Consider the following 12,342-nt stretch of genomic DNA (forward strand, 5'->3'; position numbering starts at 1 on the left):
ATATTCTTACTGCTCATATCTGGTGACAATAGCGAAGAGGATACACCTGTTCCCATCCCGAACACAGAAGTTAAGCTCTTCAGCGCTGATGATACTTGGCGGGAAGCTGCCCGGGAAATTAGGACGTTGCCAGTTAGGAAGAAGGGACACTCGAAAGAGTGTCTCTTTTGTTATATGTGCTGATAGAACTGCTCGGGAATGTAATCAGGAGCAGTAGAAACAGGAGAATGCTTAATCACTACTGCTCGAACAGGGGCGTATGAGCAGTAGTGAAGGGAAATAATGAAAGAAGTACTGCTCGATTTATACTTTACGAGCAGTAGAAATTGGCAAATTTGCCTATAGAACTGCTAGGGACTGTAATCAGGAGCAGTAGAAACGAGAGAATTCTTAATCACTACTGCTCGAAGAGAGGCGTCGGAGCAGTAGTGAAGTGAAAAGGTGGAAAGAGTACTGCTCGGGACTATAATCAGGAGCAGTAGTGAAGTGAAAAAGGCGAAGGAGTACTGCTCGATTCTTATTACACGAGCAGTAGAAAGTGGCATATGTGCTGATAGAACTGCTCGAGACAGTAACAAGGAGCAGTAGTAATGAGAGAATGCTTAATCACTACTGCTCGAAGAGAGGCGTCTGAGCAGTAGTGAAGTGAAAAGGTGGAAAGAGTACTGCACGATAAGATCTCCGCGAGCAGTAGAAAGTGGCAAATTTGCCTATAGAACTGCTCGAGACAGTAACAAGGAGCAGTAGAAACGAGAGAATTCTTAATCACTACTGTTCGAACAGGGGCATCTGAGCAGTAGAAACAGGAGATTGCTTAATCACTACTGCTCGAACAGGGGCATCTGAGCAGTAGAAAGTGGCATATCTGCTGATAGAACTGCTCAAGACTGTAACAAGGAGCAGTTCTATCTTTCAAATACTTGAGCAGTACTGCTGGAGCATTCTTTCGCAGGCAGGAGATGAAGAAATTCTCCATGATATATGGAAATCGTTCCATCCCATGGAAGTCTGCAAAAAGATTTTCCATGGTATACAGAAAAGTTCCTATATCATGGAAGCCTGCAAAGAATTTTTCCATGATATACAAAGAAATTTCCATACCATGGAATTCCGCGAGAAACCCTTCCATGATATACGCATAAACTTCCATATCATGGAATATCTCAAGAAACCCTTCCATGATATACAAAGAAATTTCCATACCATGGAATTCCGCAAGAAACCCTTCCATGACATACAAAGGAATTGTTATACCATGGAATTCTGCGAGGTAACCTTCCATGATACACGAATAAATTCCTATATCATGGAAGCTCCTCTAAAATCCACCTTATCACAACCATCCAAATACAAAGGCCGGCAGTAATTCTGCCAGCCTGATATATTTTCCGCCAGTCGCTCCAAATCGAGTTGATTTTTCCCGGGCCCCGCCAGTCGCTCCCAATCAAGTTGAGTTTTCCGGGCCCCGCGAGCCGGCCCACCAGTCGCTCCCCATCAAGTTGAGTTTCGCGGGCCCCACGAGCGGGCCTCGCGAGCCGGCCCCGCCTGTGGATTTGCCACTTATTCCATGTTGTGTTTTTCCCAGTTCCAGGAGTCTCTGCACATGTCCTCAATGGTTTTTTCGGCCTTCCAGCCCAGGATTTTCTGGGCCTTTGATGCATCGGCATAGACCTCTGCCAGGTCGCCTGCTCTTCTTGGACCTACAACATGAGGAAGGGTAAGGTCGTTGGCTTTTTCAAAGGCGTTTACCAGCTCGAAAACGCTGAATCCACGGCCGGTGCCCAGGTTGAACACGTCGCATCCCTTCAGGGAAGAGCCGTACTTGCAAGCTGCCACATGGCCTTTTGCCAGGTCCACCACGTGGATAAAGTCTCTTACGCAGGAGCCGTCTGGAGTTGGGTAATCGTCGCCGAAGATGGTGAGCTTTTCACGGATGCCTGCTGCGGTCTGAGTGATGTATGGCATGAGATTGTTTGGAATTCCGTTAGGCTTCTCTCCAATGAGTCCGCTTTCATGGGCGCCGATAGGGTTGAAATAGCGGAGCAGAACCACCGACATATCCGGGTCTGCTTTTGCCATGTCCATCAGGATCTGTTCAATCATGTATTTTGTCCATCCGTAAGGATTGCTGATTCCCATGCCTGTAGGCATGTCCTCTGTAAAAGGTGCCTTGTTGGCGTCACCGTAAACAGTTGCAGAAGAGCTGAAAATAATGTTGTGACAGCTGTTTGCCTTCATTACCTCCAGAAGGGTGAGGGTTGTATCCAGGTTGTTTCTGTAATACATCAGAGGTTTTTTAACGGATTCACCTACAGCCTTGTAGCCGGCGAAGTGGATGACCGTGTCAATGGAGTTTTCCCGGAAAACTCTGCTCAGCTCCTGACCGTTGGCCACGTCCACATTGTAGAAAAGGGGCCTTTTGCCTGTGATTTCCTCAATGCGGTCAATAACGGAAAGCTCGCTGTTGTACAAATTGTCAGCGATAACAACGTCGTATCCTGAATTCAGAAGTTCAACTGCCGTATGAGAGCCGATATATCCGGCCCCGCCTGTTAACAAAATAGACATAGGATCTCCTTTATGGGTTTCATCGGGTTCGTGATATCATAGAGTCCGGCGGATAAGGGCCGTGACCCTACAAATTCCAAATAAACTATAGTATTATACTACATTTAAGAGGGTCCTGCCATTTTCAGGGGCCGTGGAATTATGAGGTTAGTTTAATGGAAAAAGACCAGGAAAAAATTGTTTTCCAGATTGCAAAGAGGGTTTCGGCTGCCGGAGGCAGAGCTTATTATGTAGGAGGCTTCGTGAGAGATCAGCTGATGAACCCTGTGAATACTGAAACATCCGGAAATTCTTCAGGGAATTCAGCAATAAACGACGTGGACATAGAAATACATGGAATAGAGCCGGAGAAGCTGAAATCCATTATCGGTGAGATCGGTGATGTTCTTGAATTCGGAAAGAGCTTCGGGATTTTTTCCATTGCCGGATACAATGTGGACATTGCACTGCCTCGGAAGGACAGGCAGACAGGAGCCGGCCACCGGGAACTGGAAGTGGAAGTAGACCCTTTTCTGCCAGTGGAAAAATCCTGCAGAAGAAGGGATTTCACTATTAACGCCATGATGATGGACGTGCTCACCGGAGAAATACTGGATTTTTATGGAGGAAGGGAAGACCTGAATGCCGGTGTTATCAGGCATGTGGATGACAGAAGTTTTCCAGAGGATCCCCTGAGAGTACTGCGAGCAGCCCAGTTTGCAGCCCGGTTCGATTTCACCATTGCGCCTGAAACCTCAGAACTCTGCACCACAGTAGCTCTCCGGTCCCTCAGCCCCCAGCGTGTGGAGGACGAGCTCCGGAAGGCCCTGGTCAGAGGGAAAAAGCCTTCCGTTTTTTTCCAGGAACTGCGGAAAATGAACCAGCTGGAAACCTGGTTCCCTGAACTCAGCCAGCTCATGGGCCTTCCGCAGGATCCGGTGTTCCATCCGGAGGGAGATGTGTGGAACCACACAATGGAGGTGCTGGACCGGGCAGTGGCCTACAGGGACCGGGTGGAGGAGCCCTTCGGGTTTATGCTGCTGTGCCTCACCCATGATTTTGGGAAAATCCTTACTACGGAGGTTGTGAAAGGCCGGATCCACGCCTACAGACACGAAGTTGAAGGCTTGCCACTGATCAGGGATTTTCTGGATCGAATTGTAGGAGAGAAAAAAATAAAGCAATATGTTACAAAAATGGTGCCCGCCCACATGAAGCCAAACGTAACGGCTTTTTCCAGATCTTCTGTGAAAACCACAAACAGGATGTTTGATTCGGTACCTGCACCGGAGGACCTGATCTGGATGGCCATGGCGGACAAGCCGGTAATGGCTGGAAACACTCCTTTCAGCGGTGATCTGGACTTCCTTCAGGAGCGTCTGGAAATCTACCGTGAGATTATGGACAGACCCTGGATAACGGGCCGGGATTTGATAGATAAAGGACTGGAGCCGGGGGAAGACTTCGGAAAAATTCTGGAACACGCCCACAAGCTGCGGCTGGCAGGAATTGAGAAGGATGAGGCCTTGAAGCAGACCCTGGGTTTTGCCAGGACTTTAAGGAAAAAAACTAATGCTGAAAAACAATAAAAAACATACAATTCACTTAATAATAACCATCGCCATCATGGCGTTTATTTTCGTAAATTCTGCAATGCCGGGGGAAATATCTTCCAAGGAAAGCAATTTTTTCGTGCTGATTGCAGCCCGGTGGATCCATGTGGACCCGTGGATTCTGGGCTTCTATGTCAGGAAAACCGCCCATTTTACAGAGTACATGGTGCTGGGGCTGGCCATGACAGTTACGGTCAGGGACAAACTGATCATCCAGTCCCTCGGAGGCGGATCAGGCAAAAAAGAAAAAACGGTTCAACCCGGGGGTACGGCTTCTGATCTGACTTCCCGTAGCAGGAAGGTTTCAGGCAAAACACACAGTACAGTTGCCTTAGTTTCCTGGATTATATGTACACTTTATGCTGGAACAGATGAATTGCACCAGTACTTTGTTCCGGGAAGAGCCTGTTCTTTAAGAGATGTGTGCATAGATTCAGCCGGAGCCCTCCTGGGAGTGCTTATAATGTTGTATCACAGCCGTAAAGTGCTATAATACACCCCGTAACCTTACGATAGAAAGAAAAAATTTTTTCCATGAAAGGAAAGAGTATTCACCATGAAAGCAAAGTTTTCTGAATATCTTGACAGCATAGCTGAGCCCATGAAGAACCTGGTTCAGATTCTCAGCCGTAAATACGATTATGTAAGCCTGCTTTCCACAGATTCCCCGGGGCTGACCCTCCTCTGCACCAGGACAGGCAAGAAGGTGAGCCATCACACCATGACCACAGAGAGGGGAAACGTGATCAGGGTGGCAAAAGACGGACTTTACAGCGAGTTTTCTTTTAACGAGTTTGATCCGGATAACATCCCGGCACTGGCAGAAAGGATTACAGCAGAACTGGACAGCCAGATAGAGCTGCTGAAAATCACCGGCACCAGTGTATATGAAACCGGGGTTCTTTCCGATGAAAAGAAGGAGCTTTTTGTTGAGAAAGAAACGGAGATCCTTCCGGAAAAGGCAGACACTGGTGAGCTGATGGAAATCCTTCAGCAGATTTCCCAGAAGGGCCTTGAGACTTCCGGCGAAATTGTGGAATCCATGGTGCGGGCCCAGTCTACTCATATTTCCAAAATGTTTATTACACCAAACCGTTTTCTGCGCCAGAGCTACGTTTATTCAGAAGCCATGGCTGCTGTAGTTGCTGCCAGAGACGGCATGAACCGCATGGCGTACGAAGTGGTGTCAGGATGCAGGGGGCCTGAGATGTTCAAAGATCTCCTGGAAAAAGTATCTGATGCAGCCGCTACTGCTGTGGCCATGCTGGATGCAGAACCTGCGCCGGCAGGAACCTATGACATCATAACTGCCCCTGATGTAACCGGCCTTATTGCCCACGAGGCCTTCGGACACGGAGTTGAGATGGACATGTTTGTAAAACACCGGGCCATTGCCGCTGATCACATGGGCCAGAGAGTGGGTTCGGACAAGGTGACCATGCATGAAGGAGCCCTCTGTGATGAAAGCGTAACGGCTTTTGCCTTTGACGATGAGGGAACACTGGCAGGGGATGTTACGGAAATAGACAAGGGGATTCTGAAAGCCGGCATCTGTGATGCCCTTGCAGCGAAGCGCCTTGGGACAGAGCCTACAGGCAACGGCAAGCGTCAGAATTTCGCCCATAAAGCATACACAAGAATGACCAACACTGTGTTCGATTCAGGAAGGGACAGCCTGGAGGACATGATCAAATCAATAGATTGCGGATACCTTCTGAAAGGAATGGACAGCGGCATGGAGGATCCTAAGCATTGGGGCATTCAGTGCATTGTATCCAGAGGATACGAAATACGTAACGGTAAGCTTACGGGAAAAATGATCGCTCCAGTGGTGCTTACCGGCTTTGTGCCTGAGCTCCTTAAGTCAGTTACGATGGCGTCCCCGGACCGGATAATTGAAGGAAACGGAGGCTGCGGAAAAGGTCACAAAGAATGGGTGAAGGTGGCAGACGGCGGCCCTTATCTGAAGGCTAGAGCAAGACTGGGATAGAGATCCCGGTCATCAGGCCAATGCAAAAATAATCCGCTGGAAAAAACAGTACAGGAGATGACAGAAAATGTCTGATATTATTGAAAACATCCAATCCGCCCTGAAGGAGCTGAAGGTCAGTACCTGGGAGATTTCCGATACTACAACAGACCAATGGGAGTTTTACTTCATAAAGCACCGCCTTGATCAGAACAGAGCCGTCAGGACCCGTCACACTGAAGTGACAGTATATAGAGACATGGGAGAGGGAATGCTGGGAAGCGCCTCCATGGAAATTCCTCAAGGCTCTTTTCCCAAAGAAATAAAAGAAAACATTGCAGGCCTTCTGGAAGAGGCGGCCTATGCAGTGAATCCTCAGTACAAGCTTCATGGACCAGAGGATCAGGCAGAATACAGTGACGAAAAGGGAAAAGATGGAATATCTGGAGAATCCGGGGCTGCCGAAAATCAAATCAGCGTTAAGGAACTGGCAGGCACACTGATTGAAGCCATGAACGATCTGCCGGAAACCAGCACAGAATACATGAATTCCTATGAGATTTTCGCCCGCAAAGTATCCAGGAAGTATATGAACTCTTTGGGCCTTGACCTTGAAGAGACATACCCTGGCGCCACAATGGAGCTGGTAGTAAATGCCCGGGACGAAAACAGGGAAATCGAATTGTACAGACTGCCTTCCTTCGGAAGCTGCAGCGCAGAAGAGCTGAAAGAATATGTGGGCCAGCTGCTGGAGTTTGGAAAAGACCGGCTTAAGGCAGAGCCTACGCCGGAGCTGGGAAAAGCCACTCTTCTTCTGTCAACAGAAGACGCTTGCCGGGTTTATGAGTACTTCCTGTCACAGATGAACGCGGCCAACGTCTACAGGAACCTGAGCACCTGGGAGATAGGCAGATCCATAGACAAGGAAGGTACCTTCATTCAGCCTCTCACAATCAGACAGATGAAAAATCTTGAAGGCTCCCCTGAGAATCACCTTTTCGACGGTGAAGGAGGAAAAGTGAAGGAGAGGGTTCTTCTTGAGAAAAATGTTCCGAGACGGTACTGGGGAAGTCGCCAGTACTGCAGCTACCTGGGTATAGAAGACGGATCTGAAGTCTACAATTATCAGGTTGAAGGGGGAACCAGAACCTCAGAGGAGCTGAGGGAGGAAGACTACCTTGAGGTAGTTGAATTCTCCAGCTTTGAAGTTGACCCTCTTACCGGAGACATAGCAGGGGAGATCAGACTGGGCTACTGGCATCACCAGGGACAGACAGATATTGTTTCAGGAGGATCTGTATCCGGCAGTCTGCCTCAGCTTATGGAAGGACTGGCAGTTTCAAGTGAGGAGAAGCGATTTGGAACTGCACTGATACCAGAGGTAACCATGATTCATAATATTACAGTAACAGGAATAGGTAAGTAACAACTGTCAGCCATGAACAATAACAGCAGAATAGAATTGAAAAGCCCAGCACATCTGATAATAGACAAGGAAGCCCAGGTTGCAGAAACTGTTCTGTTTGCAGGACAGACACTGGTAGTTGCAGGAAAAGACGGAAAACCCCTGAACAAAGGAGCCATAAGCCTTTCCGCAGTTTATGTGGCCCTTTTCTGCGACAAAGTGAAAAATCTCACCTTCCTGAAGGAAGATGGAGAGGTTTTCATGCTCATCTTCAGCGACGAGGAAGACTACAGAAAAGTTATGGCCGCAGCCAGAAGCCATGGAAAATCTGTGCGATTCAGCAGCCAGAACCACAAAATCGCCCAGTACGCAGGGAAAATCTCTGGAAAGCTGGCAGATGGTGTGAAAATATCTGTGGTAGATGCAGTGGACGAGTCAAAAGTAAAATACTGCCCTGAGTGCGGCGTGCAGGTAGAGCCTGGACAGCAGTACTGCTTCGAGTGCGGCGCTGAGCTGCCACAGTAAGGGTTTCAGATGCTGTCAGGACCAACTTCCGCCAGGGAAAGACTGTCTATTTCCCGTAAAAATCCTTAAGAATATATAAATAGCCGGATAAAATACATCTCCGGCTATTTTTATGGTAATATCATAGACGAAAATGTATTTTTATGATGCCTACGTAGCATTTGGAGAGTGATGTGGTGAATTTTTCGATTCTGGATTACGAAAAAGCATTAAAGGAAAAGAACTTGCTGGTTAAAACCTGCGGCTTTGACCAGTGCAGGGAAAATGCGGAAATCAGTTTTCTCACATATGATTCCCGGGAAGTAACTGATGGAACCCTGTTTATATGCAAAGGAGCAGGCTTCAGGGAAGATTTTCTGCGGGACTCTGTAAGATCCGGAGCAGTGGCATATGTTTCAGAAAAAGAATATGAGGTTCCTGTTCCTGCCCTGATTGTCAGCGACATCCGGAAGGCAATGCCTGTCCTTGCGGAGAAATACACATGCAATGCCTGGAAAGACCTTAAAATAACCGCCTTTGGCGGAACCAAGGGAAAATCCACCAGCACCTACTTCATGAAGTCCATTGTGGATGAGTACATGAAAAAAACAGGAGGCAGGAAAAGCGCTCTCCTCTCGTCCATCAGCAACTACGACGGCGGAAAAATGGAAGAGTCCCATCTTACAACGCCGGAAGCAGTTGAGCTGCACAGGCACATCCTCGCTGCAAAGAACAACGGAATAACCTGGATGGAAATGGAAGTTTCAAGCCAGGCCTTAAAGTATCACCGTGTGGACAACATGCGGTTCAATGTAGGAGTTTTCCTGAATATCTCCGAGGACCACATCAGCAGCGTGGAACACAAAGACTTTGAAGACTACTTCAATTCCAAGATGAAAATGTTTGCAATGACTGACCACGCCGTTGTAAACCTGGACTGCGACAAGGCGGAAGATGCCATTAAAGCTGCCAGTGCCTCCCATGATATAACCACATTCAGCATCAAGAATCCGGAAGCGGATTACTACGGCTATGACATTAAAAGAGAGGGCAGAGGCTACATTTTCAAAGTAAAAGGAAAGAACATCAATGGAGAGTTCGAAATCGGAATGCCGGGACTCTTCAATGTGGAAAACGCCATGGCAGCAGTTACGGCCGCCGGAATCTACGGAATTCCAGAGGAATGTGTAAAAGCAGGACTTCTCAAGGCCAGGGCAGACGGGCGGATGGAGATGTTCGCAAGCAAGGACCGCAAGGTAGTTGCAATCGTAGACTATGCCCACAACGCCTTGAGCTTCAGAACCCTGTTCAAAACAATTGAAAAAGAAAACCAGGAAAACAGAAAAGTAATATCTGTTTTCGGCTGTCCCGGGGACAAGGCCCAGAACCGGAGAAGAGATCTGGGAACAATTGCCGGTGCTCATTCAGATATGATATACCTGGTGCCTGATGATCCGGGTTTCGAATCACCTGTTGATATTTCTGAAGAAATTGCCAGGTACGTCAGAGCCCAGAACTGTCCTCTGGAAATAGTTGATGACAGAGGAGAGGGCATCAGAAAAGCAATTTTCACACCAGACCGGGAGGGAGACAGCGTAATTGTGCTGATCCTGGCAAAGGGCAGAGAAACCACTATGAAAATAGGGAGCAACTACATCACCTGCAAATCAGATGTGGACTACGCCGGACAGTTCATCAGTGAATACGATGAAAAGCACAGCTGAACAGCTGGCGACATTGCAGTTCACGGGGCATAGATAGAAAGCCGGAAAGCAAGGTCAAAATGCTTTCGATATGCCCTGATGAGGTCTGCAGCCCAATAAAAAAAGAAATAACAATACGACTAAGGCGGCACTTCCAATCTTTGGATGTACCGCCTTCTAATTAACTGGTTCCATATTCTCTTCTTTCTACTATCCACCAAACCGCCTACGCTTTCGGTCGGATATGATGAATCTTTCTGAAGTATCTTTCTGGATGAACCATGTCTGCTCTCCTGTCAGCAGATCATTCATCCTCATACGTTACACTTTCGCCTTTCGGCATCCTCATGTAAACATACTATCGATATTCTTGAGATATAACCTGTCCGTATTAAGTTGTGGTAACCTCGTCTGTTATCCACCCGTAGACCGCGGCCTGAGCCTCCAGATTCTTACCGACCTCAGATCCTGCAACTGATTGTTGCCCTGTCTGCCCTTTCCCCCGTAAAGGCGGCAAACTCTAAATATCTTCATTGCCAGTAGATTGATTTAACATTACTCAGAATCGCTGAATCAGAACTATCATCCCGGAACCTTCTTCGTCCTCAGTTTTAGCTGCTCGTTCCGAAAAAACCTGGAACAGATTCTGCAGTTCTCTGCAGCCCCTCTATGCATTTCCGTCATCCCTGTCGCACGCTTTACGCTGTACGCTCTCAACATCCGCGCCTTCTGATGTTTTGCCTCACATCAGAACCCGAATCGCTGATGGTCAGGAACATGCATTCCACAGTCTCCCGGATACGAAAGGAACTGATATTCTGTGTCAACTTCGATTCTGCCGGTCTGCCTTGATGGTTCCTGAGGTGTTAATGTGTCATTGGACTCGCCTCCTTAGTGATCAGTCTTTAGCACTTATCGCTTTCGAGAAGTTATTCTCTTTTTGTTGACTGCATTATACCACAGAAATATCGTGCGTCACGCACGATTTGTGTATTTTTGTGTATTTTTATCAAGGCTGCCGGGGACAACATGTAGGTTCCATACAAAATAGTGAAAATTTTAATTGAGACGGATTCTTCAAAAAAATGTCCGCCTGGTGACGCGACTGGGGAATTCGTTGAATTTCAAGGAGTGCGTGCATTTTTTTCAAGAAAAAGCTACAATGAAGATACGCAAGGGACGGTGTATGATGCGTCCCGGAGGAAACCCTTGGAATGACTGAGAATAAAAACATGAAAACAAGGAAAAATACCTGAAAAATATTAAAAAAAGTATTGCGTTTAAATTACTGCTACTGTATACTTAAAAAGCTTGTTTAAGGCGATGAAGCGGGAAGTTACTGGGCTAACAGATAATTTCCGTGGAGAATTGTCCTCACCAGATGAGGGCGAAGGGGTTCGCTTTCTTTGTTCTGCGTCTCAATTGAGGAAACGCACGAAAACGTGTACGAAGCTCTTGAGAGTCGGATGCATAGTCTTCGAAATGCGCAGAATACTTTACAAGATTGCAGAATTCAGGAAACGAGGTCCTGTACAAGCATAGCGAAAACCGTACAAACACAGGAGGTAACACTAATGAGCGAATTACAGAAGATCAGAATCAGACTCAAGGCTTACGATCACGCACTGCTGGACAAGTCCGCTGCAAAGATCGTTGAGACAGCCAAGAGAACAGGCGCTGATGTTAGCGGCCCTATTCCTCTGCCAACAGAGAAGGAAGTCGTAACCATCATCAGGGCTGTCCACAAGTACAAGGACAGCAGAGAGCAGTTCGAGCAGAGAACTCACAAGCGTCTGATTGATATCACTAACGCTTCCACAAAGACTACCGATGCTCTTACAAAGCTCGATATGCCTGCGGGAGTCGATATAGAGATCAAGCTCTAAGCTGATTAGAAAGATCGCATGAGAGGGCAGATGCCAAACCAGAGCGATCCGCTGTAAGAAAGTAGGAGGTTAACATGAAAACACTGTTGGGAAAGAAAATCGGCATGACCCAGATTTTCACCGAAGAGGGCGCAGTAGTTCCTGTAACAGTTATCGAAGCTGGTCCTGAGTATGTAACTCAGATCAAGACAGCTGAGACTGACGGATACGATGCTGTCCAGGTAGGATATGAAGAGCAGAAGGCTCAGAGAGTTAATAAGCCTCTCACAGGACATTTTGAGAAGTCCGGCGTATCCACCAAGAAGCATCTGGCTGAGTTCAGAATCGAAGAGGGTGAAACATACGAGGTTGGCCAGGAGATCTCAGTTGCAGACTTCGAGGAAGGTTCCAAGATCGATGTAACAGGTATCACCAAGGGTAAAGGAACTCAGGGTAACATCAAGAGACACGGCCACAGAAGAGGACCTATGGGCCACGGCTCCAAGCACAAGAGACTTGCAGGTGGTCTGGCTGCCGGTACATATCCTTCAAGAGTATTCAAGGGCAATGACGGTCCGGGAAGAATGGGCAGAGACACAGTTACTGTTCAGAACCTGGTTCTGGTCAAGGTTATCGCCGACAGGAATCTCATGCTCGTAAAGGGCGCTGTTCCTGGAAAGAAAGGCGGACTGCTGAAGATCAGATATGCCGTTAAAGGCCAGGATAAGTAGTCAGG

General features: G+C 47.6%; 10 protein-coding genes and 1 rRNA gene. 9 read left to right on the plus strand and 2 right to left on the minus strand.

Annotation, left to right across the window (positions count from 1 at the left end; genetic code table 11):
* The first annotated feature begins 18 nt into the window (after positions 1-18).
* A 5S ribosomal RNA gene (rrf, locus tag FYJ66_RS07535) occupies positions 19-135 on the plus strand.
* 679 nt (positions 136-814) lie between these two features.
* Here rrf and FYJ66_RS07540 read toward each other — a convergent pair.
* Together FYJ66_RS07540 and galE are read right to left on the minus strand one after the other, a co-directional pair.
* A complete protein-coding gene (locus tag FYJ66_RS07540; RefSeq protein ID WP_154572904.1) occupies positions 815-1,282 on the minus strand; it encodes a hypothetical protein in 468 nt (155 codons plus the stop codon).
* 278 nt (positions 1,283-1,560) lie between these two features.
* Positions 1,561-2,568 carry a UDP-glucose 4-epimerase GalE gene (gene galE / locus FYJ66_RS07545; RefSeq protein ID WP_154572905.1) on the minus strand — a complete coding sequence of 336 codons (1,008 nt, stop codon included), beginning with the start codon at positions 2,566-2,568 and terminating at the stop codon, positions 1,561-1,563.
* 155 nt (positions 2,569-2,723) lie between these two features.
* On the opposite strand from galE, the gene FYJ66_RS07550 reads away from it, so the two are divergent.
* The 8 genes from FYJ66_RS07550 (at position 2,724) to rplC (ending at position 12,337) form a co-directional block, all read left to right on the plus strand.
* On the plus strand, positions 2,724-4,136 hold the full coding sequence (locus FYJ66_RS07550) for a CCA tRNA nucleotidyltransferase (RefSeq protein ID WP_154572906.1): 1,413 nt from the start codon (positions 2,724-2,726) through the stop codon (positions 4,134-4,136).
* On the plus strand, positions 4,120-4,653 hold the full coding sequence (locus tag FYJ66_RS07555; RefSeq protein WP_154572907.1) for a VanZ family protein: 534 nt from the start codon (positions 4,120-4,122) through the stop codon (positions 4,651-4,653). The genes FYJ66_RS07550 and FYJ66_RS07555 overlap by 17 nt, the downstream gene beginning before the upstream one ends.
* Before the next feature lie 63 nt (positions 4,654-4,716).
* Entirely contained in the window at positions 4,717-6,150 is a 1,434-nt protein-coding gene (locus FYJ66_RS07560) for a TldD/PmbA family protein (RefSeq protein WP_154572908.1), read from the plus strand.
* Between the two features lie 67 nt (positions 6,151-6,217).
* Positions 6,218-7,555: a metallopeptidase TldD-related protein gene (locus FYJ66_RS07565; protein ID WP_154572909.1), complete on the plus strand. Its 1,338-nt coding sequence runs from the start codon at positions 6,218-6,220 to the stop codon at positions 7,553-7,555.
* Positions 7,556-7,591: 36 nt separating this feature from the next.
* Positions 7,592-8,059: a zinc ribbon domain-containing protein gene (locus FYJ66_RS07570; protein WP_206157032.1), complete on the plus strand. Its 468-nt coding sequence runs from the start codon at positions 7,592-7,594 to the stop codon at positions 8,057-8,059.
* Positions 8,060-8,235: 176 nt separating this feature from the next.
* Entirely contained in the window at positions 8,236-9,762 is a 1,527-nt protein-coding gene (locus FYJ66_RS07575) for a Mur ligase family protein (RefSeq protein ID WP_338071191.1), read from the plus strand.
* Between the two features lie 1,553 nt (positions 9,763-11,315).
* Positions 11,316-11,627: a 30S ribosomal protein S10 gene (gene rpsJ / locus FYJ66_RS07580; RefSeq protein ID WP_154572912.1), complete on the plus strand. Its 312-nt coding sequence runs from the start codon at positions 11,316-11,318 to the stop codon at positions 11,625-11,627.
* Between the two features lie 74 nt (positions 11,628-11,701).
* Entirely contained in the window at positions 11,702-12,337 is a 636-nt protein-coding gene (gene rplC / locus FYJ66_RS07585) for a 50S ribosomal protein L3 (RefSeq protein WP_154572913.1), read from the plus strand.
* Positions 12,338-12,342: the final 5 nt, after the last annotated feature.

The organism is Allobaileyella intestinalis, from assembly GCF_009695865.1.
Lineage (GTDB): Bacteria > Bacillota > Clostridia > Peptostreptococcales > Anaerovoracaceae > Allobaileyella > Allobaileyella intestinalis.

Bases quoted from the DNA above. Each gene is read 5' to 3' on its own strand.
- FYJ66_RS07560 (WP_154572908.1), top strand. From the start codon at position 4,717: ATGAAAGCAAAGTTTTCTGAATATCTTGACAGCATAGCTGAGCCCATG.
- FYJ66_RS07540 (WP_154572904.1), bottom strand. From the start codon at position 1,282: ATGGAAGGTTACCTCGCAGAATTCCATGGTATAACAATTCCTTTGTAT.
- FYJ66_RS07565 (WP_154572909.1), top strand. From the start codon at position 6,218: ATGTCTGATATTATTGAAAACATCCAATCCGCCCTGAAGGAGCTGAAG.
- rplC (WP_154572913.1), top strand. From the start codon at position 11,702: ATGAAAACACTGTTGGGAAAGAAAATCGGCATGACCCAGATTTTCACC.
- galE (WP_154572905.1), bottom strand. From the start codon at position 2,568: ATGTCTATTTTGTTAACAGGCGGGGCCGGATATATCGGCTCTCATACG.
- rpsJ (WP_154572912.1), top strand. From the start codon at position 11,316: ATGAGCGAATTACAGAAGATCAGAATCAGACTCAAGGCTTACGATCAC.
- FYJ66_RS07555 (WP_154572907.1), top strand. From the start codon at position 4,120: ATGCTGAAAAACAATAAAAAACATACAATTCACTTAATAATAACCATC.
- FYJ66_RS07550 (WP_154572906.1), top strand. From the start codon at position 2,724: ATGGAAAAAGACCAGGAAAAAATTGTTTTCCAGATTGCAAAGAGGGTT.